This is a genomic window from Cupriavidus necator A5-1, from assembly GCF_000744095.1.
In the GTDB taxonomy this organism is placed as follows: domain Bacteria; phylum Pseudomonadota; class Gammaproteobacteria; order Burkholderiales; family Burkholderiaceae; genus Cupriavidus; species Cupriavidus necator_A.
In genome coordinates, this window is record NZ_JQLI01000008.1 from 2,859,797 (window position 1) to 2,882,116 (window position 22,320).

Sequence of the window (22,320 nt, forward strand, 5' to 3'; positions counted from 1 at the left end):
CATCGCCATGCGAAACCACCGCACGCCATTTCTTGCCCGGCGACGCGCCCTGCTGGGGTTGGGGCTGGGCTTGCCCCTGATCTCGGCCGCGCAGGAAGCCAGTGAGCTGCTGGACTACGCGCCCCGTGCGAAGGCGCCGCCCGGCTACGCGCCGGAGTATGCCGGCATCGTCCGCGCGGCCGAGGACGAAGGGCGTCTGGTGATTTACGCTACCACCGATGCCAACCTGGTCAATCCGCTGCTGGCCGACTTCCAGTCGATGTACCCACGCGTCCGGGTCGAGTATGAAGACCTCACCAGCACCGAGCTGTACCACCGCTATCTGGCCGAGACGCAGCTTGGCACCGAGTCCGCGGATGTGTTGTGGAGTTCGGCGATGGATTTGCAGGCCAGCCTGGTCGGCCGCGGCTATGCCATGGTCTACGAATCGCCCGAAGCGCCCGGCCTGCCCGCCTGGGCGCGCTGGCAGGATCGTGCCTGGGCCACCAGTTTCGAGCCGGTGGCGATCGCCTACAACAAGAAGCTGCTGCCCGCGGCCCAGGTGCCGCGCACGCATGCCGAGTTCGAGAGGCTGCTGGCGGCGCAGGCAACCCGTCTGCGCGGCAAGGTCATCACCTACGACATCGAGAAGTCAGGCCTGGGGTTCCTGCTGGCCACCCAGGACGCCAGGGTGTGGCCAGCCTTCTGGGACATGGCCGAAGGCCTCGGCAAGGTTGGCGCCAAATTGGCGACGATCACCGCCGCGATGCTGCGCCAGGTCGGAACCGGAAGCATGGTAATCGCCTACAACGTGCTGGGCGCCTACACGGTCGCGCAAGCGCGCAAGGATTCCGACATCGGCTACGCCTTCCTGAACGACTACACCCTGGTGCTGTCGCGCCTGCAGTTGATCAGCCAGCGGGCGAGCCATCCAAATGCAGCCCGCTTGTGGGTGGACTACACGCTGTCGCGACGCGGACAGACCCTGATGGCGGAGCGAGCCGGGCTGTACGCCGTGCGCGGCGATGTCGGCGGCGAAACCACTGCCGCCCGGCTGACCGCGCAACTCGGCCCCAGCCTGCGCCCGATCCCGCTCGACGCCGACCTGACCCGACATCTGGACATCGCGGCCTACCGCGAATTCGTGCGGCGCTGGCGCGGCGCCACGGGGCAGAGGTAGCCAGTCGCATGATCGCGCTGCGGTGTGCCACACCACAGCGCGACAACGAGGCTGGCTGCTATTTGGACTTCGCGCCATCCGTGTATGGATCCGCCTTGCCGGCCTTGGAGCCGTCGGTGTACGGATCGGTCTTGCCAACCTTGGCGCCGTCCGTATATGGGTCGGCCTTTCCTTGTGTGGGATTCAGGGTGGATTGCGTGGATTGCTTGGCGCCGTCGGTGTACGGGTCGAACTTGCCGGACTTTGCACCATCGGTATAGGGATCGGCTTTACCGGCCTTGGCTCCATCGGTGTATGGGTCGGCCTTCTTCTGCTGACCATAGCTCAAGCCTGAAGCCGTTGCGGCAACGACAAGAAGCGTCATCGTGAGTACTCTGCGCATGAGTTGCTCCTGTAGTGAACAAGTGTGTTGCGGCGATTCCCCGGTCGTTTGACAGGCCCTGGTTGGCAAAAGTACTGCCCGCGTCGACACAAAGCGTCGGGCAGGCGCCTCGGAAACGCCCGCGGTGCACACGGGAAGCTTGCGGAAATGCCTGCGCCACCCATGCGCATGCCTATGCTACCCCCTTTACCCGGTCGGAGCGCCGCCCTTTCCTGGACAAACGCTCTCCGGCGAAAGTGCGCCATGGATTACTCTCTGCGAGCCCTATGAGCAAGATGAGCAGTATCTCCAGAGAATCGCTCGTAAGCCATGATGAGACTGCGTTGTGGTCGATCAGCGCGGCCCGCCACGCAGGCCATAGGCCCGGAAGTGGCTGCCGTACGTGTAGCGGCCGACGCGGACGGGATCGAACAGTTTGCTCATGATGGAATGGCTCCCTCTGATTTGGGTGGAGCATCATCGCCCGCTTCTCGCGTGGGATAAATATGGTAATTTTGAGAACATTGATCCACTGATGGAGCAGTGAGCGTGGAACTGCTGAACGACATGGCCTTGTTCGTGGAGGTCGTCAAAGCCAAGGGCTTTCGCAGCGCGTCGGAGGCGATGGGAGTGCCGAATTCCACCCTGTCGCGGCGGATCAGCGCATTGGAGAAGGCGATCGGGCTGCGCCTGCTGCATCGCACGACACGCAAGATCGAATTGACCGAGGCCGGCCAGATTTACTTCGAGCGATGCAAGCGCATCGTCGATGAAGCCCGCCTGGCACACGAGCAGCTCGGCGAAATGCTCGCCCAGCCCGGCGGCGTGCTGCGCGCCTCGTTGCCGGTGGATTTCGCCGTCACCTACCTGGCGCCCCTGATCGCCGATTTTGCCGGCCTCTATCCCGGCATCACCTTCGATTTCGACCTGACTCCGCGACGGGTCGATCTGGTCAGCGAACCCTTCGACGTCGCGATCCGCATGGGGGAGTCCGAAAGCTCGCAACTGATCGCCCGCCCGTTGGCCTCGCTCACGCCTTACCTCTACGCCTCGCCCGGCTACCTTGAACGGTCGGGCGAGCCAAACAAGCCCGCCGACCTGGAGCGGCACGAGTGCCTGAGCATCCTGAAGCCGGGTTCGTGGACGCTGCGCGACGGGAAGCGCACCGCCACGGTGTCGGTGGGTGGGCGCTTCACGCTCAACAGCGTTGGCATGAGCCGCCGCCTGGCAACGCTCGATATGGGCATTGTCCTGATGCCGGAGGAAATCGTCGCCGATGAACTGGCCAGCGGGAAGCTGCGCCGCATCATGCCGGGATGGCACGGCATGCCGATGCCCGTCTATGCCATCACCGAGACCCGTCTGCTGCCGGCGAAGACGCAGCGCTTTATCGAGTTCCTGCGGGAGCGTTTAGGGCAGTAGCTCGGCCAGTTGAGGTCAACCCGCCATCAACACGACCGCCTGCTGGTGGCTGAAAGCACGCCCCCAAACGCGACCGAGCGCCAGGCCTGCCAAAGCGAGGTGCGCCCTACATGCACCTCGCACCGCAACATTTCTACGTAAGAATATGTAATTTATATGTCTTATGCAGCACTTTTATTGTCCGGCTTTCAATACTTTTTGGGTATATACCTAGGGATCAAATTAGAAGAAACACTCTAGGATTCGCACTCGGATGGTGCGCCGTAGGATTGGCGGCGCCGCCTATCCGGGAACCGTACCTCACCGGGAAGCATTTGCAGCACTTTTGCATGAATCCCGGTCGATCAATCCACAGGAGATTACGCATGTCCCCTTTTATGCCTGATCAATTTGCTGCAGTGCAAAAGGCCAATCTGGGCCATCTGTTCACGCTCACGAACATGGCTTTCGAAGGCTTCCAGAAGTTGACCGAGCTCAACCTGCAGACTGTCAGGACGACGCTTGCCGAAGGCCAGGACAATGCCAAAGCGGTGCTGGCCGGAAAGGACCTGCGTGAAGTGTTCGCCGTGCAGGGCAATCTGGCCCAGCCTGCCGCGGAGAAGGCTGTTGCCTATGCACGCAATGTCTACGAAATCGCATCGAACACGCAAGCGGAACTGAGCAAGGCAGTCGAGGCCCAGTACGAACAGCACAACCGTAATGTTCAAGCCTTCGTTGACGCCTTCGTGAAGAACGCGCCGGCCGGATCTGAAGCGATCACTGCGCTGCTGCAATCGAGCGTAGCAGCCGCCAGCAGCACCTATGAATCGATCCAGAACGCGGCAAAGCAGACGGCTGAAGTCGCCAAGGCCAACTTTGCCACGACGGCCGCAGCCGCCTCTGGCGCGGCACAGCAGGCAGCCCGCGCTTCCAAGCAATAACGGCGTATCGCTGGCAAGGCCGGGCCAGCGCGCAGAACGGAGATCGCAGGCTTGCAGGCCAGGGACATCAACCCTCCTGGCTTGCCGCACCGCGACGCCAACCTTCCCGCATAAGCATAAAAACCGGGACCGGATCCATCCGGCCCGGCGCCCTCGCCCTTCGCGCGCGAGGGCAATGGGAACTTGCTCTGGGCAACCAGGGCAAGAGCCCTTCCCGGCAAGGCAGGGGTCTTTTAACTTTACGAGAATAAAGCAAGCAGGATGACGAAGAAAATCGCACTAGTAACAGGTGGTATGGGCGGGCTGGGAGAAGCCATCAGCATCAAGTTGCACGACGCAGGCTATGCCGTGGTGGTGACGCACTCGCCGGGCAATGCGAACGCTCAGGACTGGCTTGCCGCGATGGCCGCCACCGGCCGCGAGATGCGTGCCTACGAAGTTGATGTATCCGACTACGATGCCTGCCAGGTTTGCGCTGCGCAAATCCTGGCTGACGTAGGCCGAGTGGATATTCTGGTGAACAACGCCGGCATTACCCGCGACATGGCCTTCAAGAAGATGGACAAGCCGAACTGGGATGCCGTGATGCGGACCAATCTCGACTCGGTATTCAATCTCACCAAGCCGCTTTGCGAAGGCATGGTCGAACGCGGCTGGGGACGCATCATCAACATCTCGTCGGTCAACGGATCCAAGGGCGCCTTCGGCCAGACCAACTATGCCGCCGCCAAGGCTGGGATGCACGGCTTCACCAAGTCGCTGGCCCTGGAAGTGGCAAGAAAGGGCGTGACGGTCAACACCGTCTCTCCGGGCTACCTGGCCACCAAGATGGTCAACGCCGTGCCCAAGGAAATCATGGAGACCAAGATCCTGCCGCAGATTCCGGTCGGCCGCGTCGGAAAACCGGAAGAAGTCGCAGCGCTGGTGGCCTACCTGTGCTCGGAGGAAGCGGCCTACGTGACCGGGTCCAATATCGCCATCAATGGCGGGCAGCACATGCAGTAAATGCTAGTCGAGTGCTGACCGCTTGCGTGCGGCCAGACCCACCGTGCCCGAGCGCGTCTTCACCGCCTCTCCAGGCAAAGTCAGCTCCCGGGCATGGCGGCTACTCGAACCGTACGGATCCCGCACCGCTTCGGTCTACCGATCGCCTGGGAGGATTGCCGGAAACTCGAACATTGCCGGCGCCACTCAACCCCACTTCCGCGGATTCCGAGGCATATGCCGAGACTAGCCCGGCTCCTGATACGTCAGCAGAAAGCGATTTCGCGCGCAGGTTGGCCAGTTCCACACTGCCTGAGCCCGACACCATAGCCTTGACTTCGCTGGCAGTGCCGTCGGCTACGATCGAGCCCGAACCGGACACCTGGAGCAGGACGGCATTGACGTGCAGGCCGTTGGCCACAAGCCTGCCCGACCCGGAGACGACCGCGCGCGACAGCTCCGGTCCTTCGACCAGCAGCCTGATTGGCTTGTCCGAAGAAAACGAGCCATCGGAGGCGATCACCAGGTTGCCGCCATCGACGGTCGTTTTGATCTTCGACATGATGTCGGACTGGGCCGAGATGGTAATGCCTGGGTCGGGAGCGAACCGGTACGTCGCCTCAGCACTCAGCATCATGTCAATGCCATGAAACGCAGGTAGCGAACGGCGCTCGCTGACGACCGAACCCTTCGCTTTCACCATATCGGCGCCGCCGTAGACCTTGCCGTTGATGATGGCGACCGACTCGCCTGTCACGACAACGTTCGAGCCATTGACGATCACGGTGCCGTCGCCTTGCGCAATACCGGAGACAGCCGCAAACATCGAAACCCACAACTTGACGAGTTGCTTCACGGTGGTTAGTCCGCCGTTGCGTGCTGCCATGCCGCGGCCGCGCTATTGCCACTTCGATCCAAGTGTTCCCAGTCCTGCCTTCCTGAGATCCTCAGGCGCCATCACCACGCGAAACTCGCAATCGGCATTGAACATCAGGAACCAGGGTTCTGCGAATGCGGGAATCTGCGAGGGTTCGTCGAGGTTGACGACGAGAATCGCTCCGCGTCCTCCATTCTGCTCGGTAAAGTAGACGGCCTCCGGTTTCGTCTCTGCCAGAATCCTTTCCATCACGTCACCGATGGTGCCATCGCGCACAAAAGCATTGAATGGCTCGTGAGGTATTCGGACGTTGAGAAGCATGCGCATGTTCACTCTCCCTTGATGGATGGATTTCTTCAGTCAGACTCGAACGCGCCAGGGCCTTCCCATGACGCACGCTTTTACCCTAAACCAAGCGTGAACGGCAGCAACAGTGCATTCACAAAAAGCAGGACATAGGCGATAACCATGACCGCCCGGACGGTGGAACGTGACCGGTCCCCTGCGCGAGCGTTACGCCGAGTCCACAGCAAACCCGCGCCTATGCCCAAAACGGCAACCCCGGAAAACAGGCTCTCCAGGGCAAGCGCGGCCGGACGGGATTTGCCCGGACTGCTGTTCATGGCCTTTGCAATGGGGCGCGCCGCCGCTTGCATGGCAGCTGGTGTTTCAACGGGGGTCGCGGTCAGCAGAGCGAACTCGGTGGGTTCCGCTCCGACCTGCATGGCAGGCGACTCAGTCGACGTCGGCTGTTCTTGCACGCTCTGCGTCGGCGCAGTCGTCGGTGCCGGCTCATGCGTGGCCGGGCTTGACGTAGGGGCTTCGGTCGGCCGAGTGAGCTCGGTGGGTTCCGGCCTGGCCTGCATGGCAAGCGACTCAGTCGACGCCGGCTGTTCTTGCGCGCCCTGCGTAGTCGTCGGTGCCGGCTCCTGCGTGGCCGGGCTTGACATAGCCGTAGCAGCCTGGGGCGGGGCGGCGGGCCGGGCCGGCGCATTTCGCATCGCGTCGCGCTCCCGCCAGAACCTGGCGAACATGCCTTCCAGGCAGCGTACCGAGTCGCAGGCATCGCGCCGGGCACGCCAGGCCGTGATGTCCGAGTCGTGAATCGTACCCTTGCGCAGCATTCTCTGCTGCTCGGCGTAGATGCGCTCGTAGCGCTCTGACAGCCTGCTGGAACCGCAGATCAGGTGATGCTTGCGCGCGGACGGGCGGGGGTCGTCGGTCGCCAGCGTGCATCGCATCCCGACGCCGCGCGGGTCTTCGCAGCGGACCGGGGATCCGCTCGCAGGTGATTTACAGTCGATGTCGGAGGCCCGCGCCCCGCTGACGCCGAACAGGCCCACTGCGAAGCCCACGGCAACCATCGTGGCCAGACGCCTTATGACCCTCTTCATCATGATTCCTCATCGAAGCGGCCCAAGGCTTTCAAGCTAGTCGATAGTCGCCGGGTACAACAAGTACCTGTTGCGGAGGGCGTGCGGTACGACACTTAGCGCTGCATTGTCGAGTCAGAATGCGTCCTCTCCTTCTCCTGCCGGCGCAAGTTGGCATGTCATGTGTGGCGGGCATGTCGATGTGATGTCCAACGCGCTGATCAAGGGACAAGGCGATCGAAAAGCTGCCGCTGTCAGACGCTTCAGCCATACGGGCGGATGGGTCATAGGTCGAGCACCAGTTCATCACTTCGACATCCCGATACGCACACCGTCATCAGGTTGGCGGCGCGCTCTGCCTGCGTCAGGACTGCATCACGATGGTCTGGCGTGCCGCGCAGCACGGTGGTCTTGCATGCACCGCAGTTGCCCGCCTTGCATCCGTGAGGGACCGCCACGCCAGCGTCGAGCAGCGTGTCAAGGATGGTATTGCCCGCGCGCACATCCAGCGTTTTTCCCGTGCGCGCCAGCGCGACCCGGAACTCGGCCCTGGCATCTGCGGCGGCCGGCTTGCCTGCCGCCGCGAATCGCTCTATGTGCACTTGCTGATAGTGCAGCGCCTCGCAGTGCGACACGAAGGCATCGAGCACGGGCGAGGGGCCACAGGCATAGAAGTGGGTATCGGCGCTTCGCCCGGACAGCAGCGCCTTCAGGTCGGGCGGTCCGCCCTGCTCGTCATCGAAATGCCAGGTGACCGGCACGCCGATGGCCTCAATCTCCGCAACGAATGCGGTCGCCTTGCGCGAACGCGCAACGTAGATCAGCTCCGCGGAGCGGCCGAGCTGGCGCAGCCGGCGCAACATGCCCAGGATCGGCGTGATGCCGATGCCGCCCGCTACAAAGACGGAATGCGCCGCCCCCTCCTGCAACGGAAAGTTGTTCCGTGGGCGCGAGATCTCGATGGCAGCACCAACACGCAGTTGCTCGTGCACATACACGGAGCCTCCCCGGCTCGCACGGTCCTTCAGCACGCCAATCTGGTAGCGACCCGGCGCGGTCCCACAGAGGGAATAGCTTCGCACCATGCCGCTCGGCAAGTAGAGGTCAATGTGGGCGCCGGGCTCATAGGCTGGCAGGTCAGCGCCATCCGGCGACGTCAGCTCGACGCTGATGACGCCATCTGCCTCATGGCGGAGCTGTCGCACGCAGACGCTGAGTCTTTCGGTCTGTGGCACTCGCTTGCGAGGCGGGTGATAGATGACAAGCATCTCCAGAGGCTCATCCCCGAGCGTGCGGAAAGAGTGCGGCTGCCCCGCCGAGATCGGGCTGACGGAGCCGGCGTGCACTTCCCTGACCTCATCCTCGACCGTCACCTCGCCACGGCCGGATAGCACATAGAACACGTGCGCCCACGGTTCGACGTGTGTTGGCGACGATCCGCCCGGCCCCACCGTGGTCAGCTCGATGCTGTATGCATCGTTGGTGAACTCCGGCGGGATCACGGTCTTGTATCCCGCCTTCCGGATGAACAGGCCAGTCAGGGGCGTCCATGGCCTGTCGTCAACATGCCAGGTGACGGGCTCCCGGCCATTGCCGTCGTTGAATGCTTGATGCGATGTCGATGCTTCCATGACTTGGTCTTGACGCATGTTTTCCTCGATGGGGGTTATTCGGCATGTACGCCACTGGACTGCGCGACCCTGGCCCAGCGCAGCCGCTCGGATTCGATGAAGCTCGCGAAGCTGCCGGATGAGCCTTGCTCCACGCGAAAGCCATTCCTTGCGAGCGTCGCCTGGACTTCCGTCATCCCCAGCACCCTGTTCAGGTCGCCATTCAGGCGTGCGACCAGCGGTGCTGGCGTCCGAGCCGGGGCAACGAGACCAAACCACGCACGCAACTCAAAAGCCTTGAGTCCGGCAATCCCCGATTCCCCGATGGTGGGAATCTCCGCCAGCATCGGCGAGCGGTTCGGCCCCGTGACGGCGATCGCACGCACCTTGCCGCTGCGCACCAGCGCCGCCGCCGCCGGCATGGCGGCGAACATGACCGACACATGCCCGCCCATGACGTCGGCCAACGCCGGCGATACGCCCTTGTACGGCACGTGCCGCAGCTCCACCCCAGCGTCGGACTGGAACAGTTCCATACCCAGGTGGTGCTGGCTGCCGACGCCGCTGGAAGCGTAGGTCATCGCTGGCTGCCGGTTGTGAGCGAGCTTCAGCAGTTCCGCGACATTGCGCACGGGCAGGGCCGGGTCCGCGACCAGGACGAAGTCCACGTGGGCCGCCAGGCCTATCGGCGCAAAGTCGCGCCGGGGGTCATAAGGCATGTGTGCGTAGATTGACGGGTTGATCGCCAGCGGCCCGTCGGTGCCCATCAGCAGCGTATAGCCGTCCGGCTTGGCCCGGACCACGACGCCCGCAGCGATATTTCCGCCCGCGCCTGGCCGGTTCTCGACCACTACCGGCTGGTTCCACAGCACGCCGAGCTGCTGTGCCAGGATGCGCGCGAGCTGGTCGGGACTTCCGCCAGGGGGAAACGGCACCACGATCGTGACGGGACGGTTCGGGTAGCCGCCGTTGTCCCCTGCCGCACTGGCGTCGCGTGGCAGGACACAGGTCAGCGCAACACAAGCAATCAACATCTGCAACAGCAGGCGCGGCCACGATCGTGGCACCGGGAAGCGAAGCATGGCGAGTCTCCTGCATCTGGTTTCCAACAGCGGTGGATTGACTCTATGATTCGTCGTGATGTTGCGCAATATTGATTCTTACGATCAATCTCATCATGACTTTCCCTGACTACCTGGACCGCGAAGCCGTCATCTCGGCACTCGGCATCAAGCCTGCAACGCTCTACGCGTACGTCAGCCGGGGCCTGTTGCGCCGGGTGCGCAGCCAGGATGGCCGGCACAGCCTGTATCTGCGCGAAGACGTGGAACGCTTGTCGGCGCGACACCGGGGCGTGCCGCGGCGGGACGAAGCGGCCGCCAGCTCGATGCGCTGGGGTGCCCCGGTCGTCAGTACCGGCATCACATGCATTGATGCGGGCGGGCCCACGTACCGCGGCCGCAGCGCCTTCGAACTGGCCAGGGGGGACATATCGTTCGAGGCAGTCGTCCATCTGCTGCTGACCGGTGGCTGGCAGCCGGCCATGGATGCATGGCCGGCCATCGACACGCCCGACGACGTGCGACGCCGGCTCAATACGGAATTGAAGGCGCTGGATGCAGCGGATCTGAGCAAGGTGCTGGCAACCGCCGTCCTGTGGCTGGGCATGGACGCCCGCGGGCAGGACGAGCTGAGCGGCGCCTCCGGTCAGGACGCGCGCCTGATCATCCAGACGCTGGCGGGATGCTTTGGCGGGCTGGCGACGCCGGGCAGGTTCGTGGAACGCAAGCCGGACGAATCCATCGCCGCGCTGGTGCTTCGCGCCTCCGGGTGCAGTACTTCGGCGCAGGCCCGGTCCGCGGTCAACCAGGCACTGATCGTACTGGCCGATCACGAACTGGCCACTGCTTCGTTCGTGTCGCGAATCACGGCGTCCACGAACAGCGACCTGTTCTGCTGCGTGGCCGCCGCGCTGTGCGCCCACGCGGGTTCATCCATGGCGGCCTCGGCCGCGAGCATCGACGACAAGGTCTTCACGCCGCTGACACGCCGCAACCAGAGCGAGATGCTCACACTGGTGCGCACCCGCGGCACTACGCTGTTCGGCTTCAACCACCCGCTCTACCCGCGTGGCGACCCGCGCGCCGAGTTCCTGCTGACGCTGGCCGCGTCTCTTCCTTCGGCCGATCCCAAGGTGCAAGACTTGCTGGCATTCCTGCGGCTGGCGCGCGAGGACGGGATCCTGCCGGGCATCGCCGTGGCGCTGGCCGTGCTGGCCCGTGTGCTCGGCCTGCCGTCGAGCGGGGCGCCCGCGCTCTGGGTCCTGAGCCGGTCTGCCGGCTGGATCGCCCACGCACTCGAGCAGCGCACGCAGGGGTTCATGCTGCGGCCGCGCGCGAAGTTCATTAGTACTGCGGATACCGTGCCTTTGGCCGCCACCATGCCCGATCTACCTGCTTGATGCGCGGATGACCGGTGGACCGGACAGCGGCGTATGCCGCTCACTCCATCCCAATGCGCCTGGCGCCTTCGCGGAACAGGGCTTCGCCTTCGGGATCGAACGGGAAAGTCATCAGAAATTCGGCAAGGCTGTAGCGTGGGGCGATCTTGCGGATGGCAGCGGCTTGGGATCGCGCCTGTTCCGGGGAGTCAGCCAGCGCGAGACAGCAGGCAGCAATCGCGTGGATGTGCGGAAAGGCATTGGGCCGCGCGGCTGCCTTGACGGCCCAGCCGGCTGCTTCCTCGAACTGTCCGAGACGGACCAGCGCCATCGCTCGCGTGGCGAGCATGCCGAAAAGCATGGGATCGAATGGACTCAACTGCCGTGAGAGGTCCGAAGAAACGATGGCAGCCTGCGCGTCGCCGGAGATCGAGCGGACGAATGAAAGGTTGTAGTGGCCCAACGCGAAGTTCGGGCTGAGATCGATGGACTGCTCAAGTTCGGCGACGGACTCTTCGGGGCGGCCCCGTAGCCAGAGCGCACGACCCATCGCCCAGTGCGCCGCAGGGTCGCGGTCGTCGACCATGAGGCCCTGCGCCGCGGCGTCGTAGGCCTTGTCGATTTCCGGCCCGCGCTTCTCCCAGTTCTGGAACGCGTCCTGGAAGTGCGTGAAGGAGAGTCCGGCGTAGGCACGCGAGAAGGTTGGATCGAGCCGTAGCGCAGTCTGGAAGAAATGGCGGGCCATCTCGTTGTCTGCCCTGCGATACCGGTACATGTGCCACAGGCCGCAGTGGTATGCCTCCCACGCATCGAGGGAGCTCGGCGGCTTGAGGATGGCGCGGTTGCGCTCGAGGATCTCGATCTCGCTGGCGATGGAAGCGACGATCCGGTTGCCGACCTCTTCCAGCACGAGGAAGGCGTCGTCCAGTTTATGGTGGAAGGTGTCCCCCCAGACGATCCGGGCGCTGCGCGTCTCGGCGAGCTCGACGGTCACCGTGAGGCGCCCGTTCCGCGTGCTTACCGATCCGCCCACGACGTAGTCGACATCCAGGGTCCGGCCAGCTTCTTCCGCGCCGACGTGCCGCTCGTGCAGTGCGAACACCGTCCCTTGCGCGATGACAAACAGGCTGCGCAGTTTGGCGAGCCGCGTGATGACATCGTGCGCGAGCGCATCGGCCGCCCCGCCGCGGACGTGGACCTCGGTGGAAAGGTCGACGAACGGCATGACCGCGATGGAGCCGTGCCGGGGAATCCCTGCGGCGACCCCGGAGACTTGGGCGACCTCTGCGACCTCTGCGCGGCCTTCGAACCCGACGACCGTCGCTGTCACGGCCGACCGCCAGGCGTTGCGGATCGGCCTGCTATCCAGGCCTTCGGCCTCGAACAGCCTGGCGGTCGCCGCCACATGCTCCTCCCCTTCGCGAATGCGGCCTTGCCGGGCGAGCGTGGCGAGAATGGTCGCGTGGACATGCTGGTCGAATGGCGCGAGTTCGCGCCACTTGTCCAGATACCCAAACGTCTCTTCGCCGGCAGCGCTCTTCGCGAGATGCTCCAGCAGCGCGGTATGGCAAGCACGGAAACGCCGGCGTTGCGCGGTGTGCCACGCGCTGAACACCGGACAGCGGGCAAGGTCGAGACCGTCCAGGAAATCCCCTTCGAACAGCATCGCAATGCTTCGCTGCCGCTCCGGGCTCAGTGCCGTGACGCCTTCCTCGAGCGCATGCGCGATCTCGAGCGCATCGACGAAGCCATCGGACAGGTCGAGCCAGATCGTGTCTCCGCTGGTCTTCAGGCGCTGCCGTTTGCCCGAGTCGACAAGTCTCCTGATCCGGCTGAGGCACCAGCGCAACTCGCCGCGTGGATCGTTGGGCACCTCCCACAGCAACTCGCAGAGATGGCTGCGCAAGACCGGGCGTGGCGCAAGCGCCAGATAAGCGAGGAGCGCGCGGACCTTCCTCGACGCCGGCAGCGACAGGGCAACGCCATGCTGCCGGACGCGAAGTGGCCCAAGCATCTGAATCTGCACCGGAGGGAGGCCGGATTCGGGCGGCCGATCTGATTCCACGGCAATTTCCACGCCGCCTACCACGCGCGCGGCAAAAGATCGGGACTGGGACGACCTGGAACGGACGGAAAAGGAGAAGCAGTCATGGACACCACCGTGCACGTGCGCAGCCGCAGTCATCTAACCATCGCGCTCGCCGCGGGAGCAGTCTTCGCGCTTGGGCTCGGCCTGCGCCAGGCGCAGCCGCTCTTCATCAGCTTACTCAATTCCCATACCGGCGTCGGGTACGCCACCGTCAGCCTTGCCTTTGGCGTCTCACAGCTCATGTGGGGCGTGGCGCAGCCGGTGGCCGGCGCTGTCGCGGACCGCTGGGGACCGCGTCGGGTGATGATTGCAGGCGCAATCCTCTTTGCCGCCGCGATCGCAGCGACGCCGATCTCGGACAATGCCTTCATGCTCATGCTGCTGATCGGCGTGGCGGGCGCCGCCGGCGCTGGCGCGATCGGCCCGGCAATGCTCATGTCGGCAGCGAATCGCCTGATCCCCGAGGCGAAGCGCGCGGTGGCGAGCGGCATCGTCAATGCGGGCGGCTCGGTCGGCCAGTTCACCATCCTGCCCCTCACCCAGTTGCTCATCGGGACCGCCGGCTGGCAGCAGGCAATGGTGCTCCTCGGCGTGGCGGGACTGGCCGCGGTCCCGGCAATCATGGTCGTCACGCGCCCTTCGCCAGCGCCCTCCCTTCCTGGTGTGGCCGGCGGGTGCACGATCGGCGTGGCATTGCGCGGGGCGCTCCACGATCCGGGCTTCCTCTTGCTCAACGCCGGCTTCTTCGCCTGCGGATTCCACGTCGCTTTCATCTCGACGCATCTGCCTGGCGTGGTGGCGCTTTGTGGAATGCCCGCCACAGTCAGCGCCTGGTCACTGTCCATCATCGGGCTGTTCAACATCCTGGGGAGCCTGTCGATTGGCAAGGCCATCCAGACGGTCTCCATGAAATACGCGCTGGCTTCCCTCTACCTGGCGCGGGCGGTGCTGATCCTCGCGTTCTTCCTGGCCCCGAAGACGCCGATGGCCTTCGCCCTGTTCGCCGCCGGACTCGGCTTCACGTACCTGTCGACCGTCCCGCCGACCATCGGCCTGGTCGCAAGACTGCGGGGCGCACGCTACCTCGCCACGCTCTTCGGCATCGTCATGCTCTCGCACCAGATCGGCGGTTTCCTCGGCGCCTGGCTCGGCGGAAAGGCCTTCGAGGCAACCCGAAGCTATGACTGGATGTGGCTGGCAGACATCGCCCTTTGTCTGTTTGCCGCCGCCCTTCACTTGCCGATCCGAGAGGTTCGCCCCGTACCTGTCGCTGCCAGTCAAATGCGCCAACCCTCCTGAGGAGACAGCCATGCGTCCATTTCTCTCGACATCCTCGCTCCTGCCGCAGCAGACTCTGGATGTTGCTACCCGACCGGAGGAAAACGTGAATACCGCGCTGCCAACGGGCATGCCTCGGCATGAGCCGTTCTTTCGCGAGGCGGGGGCCGGACCCGGGGTCGTATGCATCCATTCGAATGCGAGCAACTCCGGACAATGGCGTGCGCTGATGGAACGCCTCGCACCGAAGTTCCACGTCCTTGCACCGGATTCGTATGATTCCGGCAAGGGTCCACACTGGCCCTCGGACCGGGTCATTTACCTGCGAGAGGAGGCGGCGCTCATCGAGCCGGTGGTCAGGAGGGCTGGCTCATCGCTGGCGTTCGTGGGCCACTCATATGGAGCCGCCGTCGCACTCATCGCGGCCCTGGCGAATCCTGACCGCGTGCGCGCCCTGGCCCTCTACGAGCCAACGCTGTTTGCCCTGCTCGATGCGGAGACGCCCGCGCCGAACGAGGCGGATGGCATCCGCAATACAGTCGCTGGCGCGGGCGCCGCCCTCGATGCAGGGAACCATGACGCCGCCGCCGAGCGCTTTATCGACTATTGGATGGGAGCCGGAGCCTGGAAGCAAACCCCCGAACCACGCAAACCGCCAATTGCCGCATCGGTGACGAATGTACGCAGATGGGCCCATGCCCTGTTCACAGAGCCCACACCCCTGAAGGCATTCCGTTCACTGAACGTCCCGGTGCTCTACATGGTGGGCAAGCGCTCGCCCCCGTCAGCGCGTGGGGTGGCACGGCTACTTACCACAGCACTGCCCCAAGTTGAATTGGTGGAATTTGAGGATCTTGGCCACATGGGCCCTGTTACCCATCCTGACACGGTAAATCAGGTGATCGGGGAATTTCTCGAACGCCACCAGACTTGTCGGTGCTGAGCATGCGGATCTCCCGGGCGGAAAGCGTGGAGATGGCCTGTCATGCATTGCTGCCCTTTCAGCCAACGCGCATCCGTTGGATATCCCGCAAAGGCGGAGCACCGAAGAGCCGGGCATATTCCCGGCTGAACTGTGATGCGCTTTCATACCCGACGCGCAGACTTGCCGTTCCGGCGTCGAGGTTCTGGCTCAGCATCAATTGGCGTGCTTCCTGGAGGCGCAGCTGTTTCTGGTACTGCAGCGGGCTGATCCCGGTAATCGCGCGAAAGTGCTGCCGGAATGTCGACGGGCTCATGTGTGCATTGGCTGCGAGTTCCTCCACCTGGAACGAATGTGCAAAATTCAGCTTGAGCCATGCCACTGCCCTGGCAATCTGCTCACTTGGCGAGCCGGTGGCCGCGAACTTTCGAAGTAGCGGCCCATAGGCCCCGGCCAGCAGGCGAATGGCGATTTCCTGCTGAATCAATGCGGCGACGTGAGGGATGAGTTCCGGCTCGTCGAGCAGTCGTACGAGCCGGATCAATGCGTCCAGGACAGGCGGCTCAAGGTCACTGACGGAAATCGCGAGATTCGGACTCTCCTTCCGAGGCTCCATCTCTTCCATTTCCGCGGCCAGTTCCATGACGATGCGCGGCTCAAGCGCCAGCATCAGGCCAAGGAACGGCTCGGCCGGCGTAGCGACCGTGACGTTCGACACGACAGGCACGTCGATCGTCGTCAGCAAGGATTGTCCGGCGGCGTAGTTGAACACCTCGTTGCCAAGCATGACCTGCTTGCCACCCTGAGCAACCACCCCTAACCCGAACCCGTAGATGCATGGCATCGGCGCCGCGCTGGCGCTCCTGCGGTGGAGCGTCAGGCCCGAAATCTCAGTGAAGTAGTCGCCGTCATTTTGGGCAATTCGGCCGATTGCCTCGGCGAGGATGTCAATGCCCGCAGCCTTGCCAGGATTTCCAGTCTTGTCACGCGCATTCATGCTCCTACTCCGCCTTCTTTTTGCTGCGGGAAGTCTAGCACCGGGCGAAGCCAGGCGGGCGTGACAGGCATGCAATCGTCGGATTGGGCAAGAAGTGAGGCGGAATTGGCAAACAGTTTTCGGGCACCCTCCCTCAAACTGGGCCCCATCGCTACTCTCCACGGGCTTGCCGGATGTCGTCCCTCTTTTCCCCCTACTCGTTGAAGGGAGTCACCCTTCGAAATCGTATCGTCGTCTCTCCCATGTGCCAGTACATGGCCGAGGTCGGGCATCTGAGCGACTGGCATCAGAGCCACTACGCTACGCTGGCGCGCGGCGGCGCCGGACTCGTGATCGTTGAAGCGACCGCCGTGTCCCCGGACGGACGGATTACGCCCGGTGACGTGGGTCTCTGGAGTGACTCGCTCATTGCAGGCCTTGCCGCTGTGGCGAAGGCCATCAAGGACGCCGGCGCCGTAGCGGGCATCCAGATCGGTCACGCCGGCCGCAAGGCCGGCTGCACGCCCCCTTGGGAGGGCGGTGCTCCACTGGACAAGAACGATCCGCGTGCCTGGCAGCCGTTGGCGCCGAGCGCGCTGCCGTTCATGCCCGCGAACCCGCATATGCCGCGGGAAATGAACCTGGAGGACATCCGACGCACGCAACAGCATTTCGTGGATGCCGCAGGTCGTGCCCTACAGGCGGGATTCCAGTGGCTCGAGCTTCATTTTGCCCATGGCTTCCTCGCTCAGAATTTCCTGTCCGCTCTCACCAATGCGCGAGACGACCAGTACGGCGGCTCCCTCGAAAATCGCTCCCGCTTCCTGATCGAGACTGTAGCCGCTGTGAGAGAGGTATGGCCGAAAAGCCTGCCGCTGACGGCACGCCTGGGTGTCATGGAATTCAACGGTCGGGAAGACGAGACACTCGCGGAGTCCGTTCAGGTCCTGAAATGGCTGAAGGATGCCGGCCTGGATCTTGTCGACGTCGGACTCGCACTGTCCACTGCGGACGAACAAGTGCCATGGGGACCCAACTTCCTCGTTCCCTACGCGCGACAGATTCGCGCGCAGACCGGGCTGCCGGTTGCAACCAGCTGGCAGATCACGAGTGCGTCAGAGGCGGACGCCCTGATTCGCGAGGGGCAGCTCGACCTCGCGCTCTTCGGCCGTACGTTGCTGGCGAATCCGCACTGGCCGTTCCAGGCGGCGCGGGACCTCAAGGTCGAAAAGGCGGCGTCAGTGCTGCCAACGCCATACGCCTTCTGGTTGCAGGGCTGGGCGGGCTGAGGCCAGGCGATTCACGGCACTCGTACCTGATCACCACCTACGGAGAACCCTCCCCAATGAGCACGCTCAATGTCAACGGCCGTAAGCACACGATCGATGTCGATCCCGGCACGCCCATCCTCTGGGCGCTGCGCGACTCCCTTGGCATGACCGGCACCAAGTTCGGCTGCGGCGCCGCATTATGCGGCGCCTGCACCGTGCATCTGGACGGCCAGGCCATTCGCTCGTGCATCACGCCGGTCTCTGCCGCCAAGGGCAAGACCATCGTCACCATCGAAGCTGCCACCGATGGCAGCGACCGGGTCGGCACCGCAGTCCATGCAGCCTGGGTGAAGCACGACGTGGCGCAATGCGGTTACTGCCAGAGCGGCCAGATCATGAGCGCCACCGCCTTCCTCAAATCCCTGCCTCGCGGCAAGCAACCCAGCGCTGCCGAGATCGACGCCGCCATGGCGGGCAACATCTGCCGCTGTGGTACCTACCCCCGCATTCGCGCCGCGATGGCCGATGCCGCCAAAGCCCTCGCCTGAAGGATCCGCCATGTTGCCCAATTTCGATCACGGCGAGATGCCGCGCAACCTGCAGCGGCTGCTGGCGCGGAGCCAGAGCGACGAACCCGCCATGCCGCCGCGCCGCAGCTTCCTGAAGCTGGCCGGCTCCGCCGGCCTGGCGCTCGGTGCATTTCCGCATCTGGCCATGGCACAGGCCGCCAGTGCCGGCGGTGCCGCGAGCGCCCTGAAGCCGACACAGCAGCCATTGGCGTTTGTGCAGATCGCTCCCGGCGGCGAGGTCACCGTAACTGTCAACCGGCTGGAGTTCGGCCAGGGCGTGCAGACTGCCTTGCCGATGATCCTGGCCGAGGAGCTCGACGCGGACTGGAGCCTGGTGCGCAGCCGGCACGGCTCGAACGACGCTCCCTACGTCGACCCGCTGTTCGGCATTCATCTCACCGGCGGCTCGCATTCGGTCAAGAACAGCTTCACACAGTACCGCGAGCTTGGCGCCCGTGCCCGCGCGATGTTGCTGTCGGCGGCGGCGGCGCGCTGGAAAGTGGACGTGGCCACGCTGCGCACCCGCGCCGGGGTGGTGTTGGGTCCGGGTGGCCGCACGCTGACCTACGGCGAGCTGGCCGAGGCCGCCATGGCTCTGCCGGTGCCAGAGAAGGTCACGCTGAAGGACTCGAAGGACTTTCGCATCATCGGCACGCCCACCACGCGCATCGATGCGCGTGCCAAGAGCAGCGGGCGCCAGGACTTCGGCATCGACACGCGCCTGCCCGGTCAGCTCACTGCCGTGGTGGCACATCCGCCTGTGTTTGGCGCGCGACTGACTACGGTGGACGACAGCGCCGCGCGATCCATCAAGGGTGTCAAGGCAGTGCTGCGCGTGCCGGTGGACCGTGGTGGCGAAGGCGTGGCCGTGCTCGCCGACGGCTACTGGGCGGCCAAGCAAGGGCGCGACGCGCTGAAGCTGCAATGGAACACGGCCGCCGTCGAAAAGGCTGACAGCGAACGGTTGCTGGCCCAGTACCGCGAGCTGGCGGCGCGGCCCGGCCGGCGTCAGTTCGACGCTGATATGGCGCCGCTTGCCACCGCGCCGCGCAAGCTGGAAGCGGAATTCGTGTTCCCCTATCTGGCACATACGCCAATGGAGCCACTGAACTGCACCGTGCAGTTGTCCGACGGGCGCGCCGAACTGTGGGTAGGGAGCCAGTGCCCCGGCCTGGACGGTGCCGCGGCGGCGCGCGCACTTGGCCTCAAGCCCGAGCAGGTGAAGATCCATGTGCAGATGGCGGGCGGCGGCTTTGGCCGGCGCTTCGCGAGCACGAGCGACTACGTGGTCGAGGCCTGTGCGATCGCCAAGGCCGCGCGCGCCGCCGGCATGAAGGCACCGATACGCACGCTGTGGAGCCGCGAGGACGACATCAAGGGCGGGTATTACCGTCCGATGCACCTGCATCGCGCGCGCATCGGCTTCGACCGGCAAGGCAAGGTGCTGGCCTGGGATCATGTCATCGTTGGCCAGTCCATTACCTCGGGCACGGTGTTCGGGGAGTTCCAGGTGAAGAACGGCATCGACGCCACGGCCACGGAGGGCATGCGTGACCCCTACCCGCTACCGATGCGCCTGACCGTGCACCACCCCACGCCCAACGTGCCGGTGCTGTGGTGGCGCAGTGTCGGGTCCACCCACACTGCCTACGTCATGGAGACACTGCTCGACGAAATTGCGCGCGCCACCAGGCAAGACCCGGTGGCCTACCGCATGCGCCTGTTCGGCGACAGGCATCCACGCCACCGCGCGGCGTTGCAACTGGCGGTGGACAAGAGCGGGTACGGCAAGAAGAAGCTACCCGCCGGCCGCGCCTGGGGTGTCGCGGTGCACGAGGCGTTCGATTCCGTGGTGGCCTATGTCGTGGAGGCGTCGGTGAAGGAAGGCCGTCCGCACTTGCATCGTGTCACCGCCGGCGTGCATTGCAACCTGGTAGTGAATCCCCGCACCGTGGAAGCACAGGTGCAGGGCGCGGCAGTCATGGGGCTGTCGATGTGCCTGGCGGGCTCTGCCATCACGCTGAAGGACGGTTTCATCGAGCAAAGCAACTTCGGCGACTTCACGGTGGCGCGCATTACCGACACCCCCGCGTTCGACGTCCACATCGTGCCCAGCGCCGATCCACCCACGGGCATGGGCGAGCCTGGCCTGCCGCCGTTGGCGCCGGCATTTGCCAACGCCATTGCGCGCCTCACCGGCAAGCCGCAGCGCCAGCTTCCCTTCAAACTGACCTGATTGTGGATGCCCACCGACGGCAGGCAGGCCTCGCCTGCTGCCGTCGGCGCGTGGCCGTCAGCCCTGGGGCGTCGATGCCGGACTTTGCTGTCTCGGGTCAATGCCTCGTCCAAAAGCATGCAAGGCAGTGACATCCAGTACATGGATCATGCCGTATTGCATGCGAACCAGGCCGGCTGCCTCCAGCTCGTGCAGGGCGCGATTCACGACCTGACGGGACAGGCCGCACAGGCGTGCGATCTCCTCCTGTGAAATCCGCAGGACGTCAGACGTAGCCGTGCACAGTGCCGGGTTGAACAGTTCCGCGACGCAAATGGCTACCTGCGCCGTGGTTGTCTGCATGCGGTAACTCTCCACGACCGCAACAAACTGGCCGAGTCGCGCGTTCAACTGGCGCACCAGAAACTGATTGAAGCTCAGGCTTGTCTCGAACAGCCAGTCAAAGGTCTCTGCCGGCACCAACGCGATCCAGCTGTCGCGCAGCGTGACCACTTCGTAGGGACGAAGCTCGTGCTTGAGCAGTGCCCCTTCTCCCAGCCATCCGCCAGTAGAAACGCCAATGAACGTTGTTCCACGGCCATCCTGCGATACGGTGTTGACCTTCACCATGCCGTCCAGCACGCCAATCCAATGCAGGGCCGCTGCGCCTTGCTGGCAGACCAGCGACCCCGCGGCGTAGCTCGACACGCGGGTGTCTCGTTCAACGCGTCCCCGCTGCTCTGCAGAGAGGTGTCGCGCCCACGGCGCTTCCAGCAGGCGATCGCGCATGACGGCGTATGAATCCGGCAAGAGTCCCTCGCAATAACTAGATCAGTGGATTAGTGGACCGGCGCTTCAAGACGCGCCGCGCGTCAACCGTTGCCCGCCCTTCTCAACGCCGCGCCGACTTCTCCATAGAATGCGCGCAATTTCTCCACCTCGACGTCTACAGGCAGCAAGGCGGGCCACAACAACGCCACCATATCCCTGGCCGTCTTCTCGATATCCACTTGCCGCTGCCGGGCGATCGCGTCCCACAGGATGTGCTCCATCGGCCCGAGGATTGCCGAGCGCAGCAGGCTCAACGGCAGGTCATCCCGGATCTCGCCGTTGTCCCGCGCCCGCGCCAGCAAGTCCATCAACGGCGCCGTATAGCGGCGCTGCAGCGGTGCGAACATCTCTCCCAGCCCCGGCCCTTTGGCACGGCCCTCCGACAACACCAGCGCACACAAGCCCGTCCCCTGGATCAGGAACAGCCTCAGGTGTGTCCTGACATAAAACTCCAGCTGCACCTTCGTGCTCTGCCCGTGCGGCATGCCTTGTTCCACGGTGCCGATGATCTCGTCATACCAGTCCTCGATCACGCGTGCGCATAGCTCGCGCTTGCCATGGAAGTAGGTGAACACCGTGCCCTCGGAGATGCCCAGGCGCTGGGCGATCTCGGTGGTCGTGGTCCTCTCGTAGCCGAGCTCGGCGAATACCTCGCGGCTGACGCGCAGGATGTCCCGGATGCGTTGCTCCGCCTTGGCGCCTGCGGGCACACGGCGGGGCGATGTGACGTCTTCCATCTTTGAGTCCTAGCTTGCCCGAAGGCGAGATTATAGGGCCGGCTCAACCCCGACTTGAGCTTTGCTCAATTTTAGGTTGCCATTTCGATTGGCACCATGTATTTTTCAGTCATCGCACCAACGGGCGTCAGACGGGTCTCGGAAGAATATCTCGAAAACCTAGGGATCGCCCTACTAATATCCGGGAAAACCCGGAGACGTCGCCCCAAAAATTCATCGAAACGATGTTTGTTGAGGAACACTCACAAATATCCAGAGAGACGAACCACAACCGGGCTTTGGAGAC

20 protein-coding genes and 1 pseudogene are annotated in these 22,320 nt (G+C 64.2%); 10 read left to right on the forward strand and 11 right to left on the reverse strand.

Features of this window, described 5'->3' with window-relative positions; all coding sequences use genetic code 11:
* Positions 1-7: 7 nt before the first annotated feature.
* A complete protein-coding gene (locus K307_RS37180; RefSeq protein WP_042886097.1) occupies positions 8-1,159 on the forward strand; it encodes an ABC transporter substrate-binding protein in 1,152 nt (383 codons plus the stop codon).
* Between the two features lie 58 nt (positions 1,160-1,217).
* On the opposite strand, the gene K307_RS37185 is transcribed toward K307_RS37180, so the two are convergent.
* A complete protein-coding gene (locus K307_RS37185) occupies positions 1,218-1,541 on the reverse strand; it encodes a hypothetical protein (RefSeq protein WP_042886098.1) in 324 nt (107 codons plus the stop codon).
* A 528-nt stretch (positions 1,542-2,069) separates the two neighbouring features.
* Here K307_RS37185 and K307_RS37190 point away from each other — a divergent pair.
* The 3 genes from K307_RS37190 (at position 2,070) to phbB (ending at position 4,867) form a co-directional block, all read left to right on the forward strand.
* Positions 2,070-2,942 (forward strand): LysR family transcriptional regulator, encoded by an 873-nt coding sequence (locus tag K307_RS37190; protein ID WP_196251639.1) that lies wholly within the window; start codon positions 2,070-2,072, stop codon positions 2,940-2,942.
* 365 nt (positions 2,943-3,307) lie between these two features.
* Positions 3,308-3,862, forward strand: coding sequence for a TIGR01841 family phasin PhaP3 (gene phaP3, locus K307_RS37195; RefSeq protein WP_042886099.1), 555 nt, complete (start codon positions 3,308-3,310; stop codon positions 3,860-3,862).
* 261 nt (positions 3,863-4,123) lie between these two features.
* A complete protein-coding gene (phbB, locus tag K307_RS37200) occupies positions 4,124-4,867 on the forward strand; it encodes an acetoacetyl-CoA reductase (protein WP_042886100.1) in 744 nt (247 codons plus the stop codon).
* A 100-nt stretch (positions 4,868-4,967) separates the two neighbouring features.
* Here phbB and K307_RS37205 read toward each other — a convergent pair whose 3' ends face one another.
* The 6 genes and pseudogenes from K307_RS37205 to K307_RS37225 form a co-directional block, all read right to left on the reverse strand.
* A complete protein-coding gene (locus K307_RS37205; RefSeq protein WP_196251640.1) occupies positions 4,968-5,702 on the reverse strand; it encodes a head GIN domain-containing protein in 735 nt (244 codons plus the stop codon).
* Positions 5,703-5,744: 42 nt separating this feature from the next.
* On the reverse strand, positions 5,745-6,050 hold the full coding sequence (locus K307_RS37210) for a hypothetical protein (RefSeq protein WP_042886103.1): 306 nt from the start codon (positions 6,048-6,050) through the stop codon (positions 5,745-5,747).
* Between the two features lie 74 nt (positions 6,051-6,124).
* Complete coding sequence (locus tag K307_RS37215; RefSeq protein ID WP_051975348.1) at positions 6,125-7,120, reverse strand: hypothetical protein; 996 nt, start codon at positions 7,118-7,120, stop codon at positions 6,125-6,127.
* Between the two features lie 260 nt (positions 7,121-7,380).
* Positions 7,381-8,364, reverse strand: coding sequence for a PDR/VanB family oxidoreductase (locus K307_RS37220; protein ID WP_051975487.1), 984 nt, complete (start codon positions 8,362-8,364; stop codon positions 7,381-7,383).
* Positions 8,347-8,745 (reverse strand): annotated as a pseudogene (locus tag K307_RS50090) (cupin domain-containing protein); the annotation flags it as partial. The gene K307_RS37220 and the pseudogene K307_RS50090, both read right to left, overlap by 18 nt.
* Before the next feature lie 17 nt (positions 8,746-8,762).
* Positions 8,763-9,788 (reverse strand): Bug family tripartite tricarboxylate transporter substrate binding protein, encoded by a 1,026-nt coding sequence (locus tag K307_RS37225; protein ID WP_051975349.1) that lies wholly within the window; start codon positions 9,786-9,788, stop codon positions 8,763-8,765.
* Between the two features lie 95 nt (positions 9,789-9,883).
* Here K307_RS37225 and K307_RS37230 point away from each other — a divergent pair, with 95 nt between their 5' ends.
* A complete protein-coding gene (locus K307_RS37230; protein ID WP_051975350.1) occupies positions 9,884-11,167 on the forward strand; it encodes a citrate synthase in 1,284 nt (427 codons plus the stop codon).
* A gap of 40 nt (positions 11,168-11,207) precedes the next feature.
* On the opposite strand, the gene K307_RS37235 is transcribed toward K307_RS37230, so the two are convergent.
* A complete protein-coding gene (locus tag K307_RS37235) occupies positions 11,208-13,223 on the reverse strand; it encodes a transcriptional regulator (RefSeq protein ID WP_042887922.1) in 2,016 nt (671 codons plus the stop codon).
* A 72-nt stretch (positions 13,224-13,295) separates the two neighbouring features.
* Between K307_RS37235 and K307_RS37240 the strand changes: the two genes are divergently transcribed.
* Together K307_RS37240 and K307_RS37245 are read left to right on the forward strand one after the other, a co-directional pair.
* On the forward strand, positions 13,296-14,534 hold the full coding sequence (locus K307_RS37240; RefSeq protein ID WP_042886104.1) for an MFS transporter: 1,239 nt from the start codon (positions 13,296-13,298) through the stop codon (positions 14,532-14,534).
* Between the two features lie 10 nt (positions 14,535-14,544).
* On the forward strand, positions 14,545-15,456 hold the full coding sequence (locus K307_RS37245; protein WP_230626310.1) for an alpha/beta fold hydrolase: 912 nt from the start codon (positions 14,545-14,547) through the stop codon (positions 15,454-15,456).
* Positions 15,457-15,514: 58 nt separating this feature from the next.
* Here K307_RS37245 and K307_RS37250 read toward each other — a convergent pair whose 3' ends face one another.
* Complete coding sequence (locus tag K307_RS37250; RefSeq protein WP_051975351.1) at positions 15,515-16,432, reverse strand: AraC family transcriptional regulator; 918 nt, start codon at positions 16,430-16,432, stop codon at positions 15,515-15,517.
* 173 nt (positions 16,433-16,605) lie between these two features.
* Here K307_RS37250 and K307_RS37255 point away from each other — a divergent pair, with 173 nt between their 5' ends.
* The 3 genes from K307_RS37255 to K307_RS37265 are packed head-to-tail and all read left to right on the forward strand — an operon-like array spanning position 16,606 to position 20,487.
* On the forward strand, positions 16,606-17,700 hold the full coding sequence (locus tag K307_RS37255; RefSeq protein WP_042886105.1) for an NADH:flavin oxidoreductase/NADH oxidase: 1,095 nt from the start codon (positions 16,606-16,608) through the stop codon (positions 17,698-17,700).
* 56 nt (positions 17,701-17,756) lie between these two features.
* Positions 17,757-18,230, forward strand: coding sequence for a (2Fe-2S)-binding protein (locus tag K307_RS37260; RefSeq protein ID WP_042886107.1), 474 nt, complete (start codon positions 17,757-17,759; stop codon positions 18,228-18,230).
* A gap of 10 nt (positions 18,231-18,240) precedes the next feature.
* Positions 18,241-20,487, forward strand: a complete 2,247-nt coding sequence (locus K307_RS37265; RefSeq protein WP_042886108.1) for a xanthine dehydrogenase family protein molybdopterin-binding subunit — start codon at positions 18,241-18,243, stop codon at positions 20,485-20,487.
* A 57-nt stretch (positions 20,488-20,544) separates the two neighbouring features.
* On the opposite strand, the gene K307_RS37270 is transcribed toward K307_RS37265, so the two are convergent.
* Both K307_RS37270 and K307_RS37275 read right to left on the reverse strand, forming a co-directional pair.
* Positions 20,545-21,255 carry a Crp/Fnr family transcriptional regulator gene (locus tag K307_RS37270; protein WP_051975352.1) on the reverse strand — a complete coding sequence of 237 codons (711 nt, stop codon included), beginning with the start codon at positions 21,253-21,255 and terminating at the stop codon, positions 20,545-20,547.
* Between the two features lie 83 nt (positions 21,256-21,338).
* The gene (locus K307_RS37275) at positions 21,339-22,034 is read right to left on the reverse strand and encodes a TetR/AcrR family transcriptional regulator (protein WP_042886109.1); all 696 of its coding nucleotides are present in this window, start codon (positions 22,032-22,034) and stop codon (positions 21,339-21,341) included.
* Positions 22,035-22,320 lie beyond the last annotated feature (286 nt).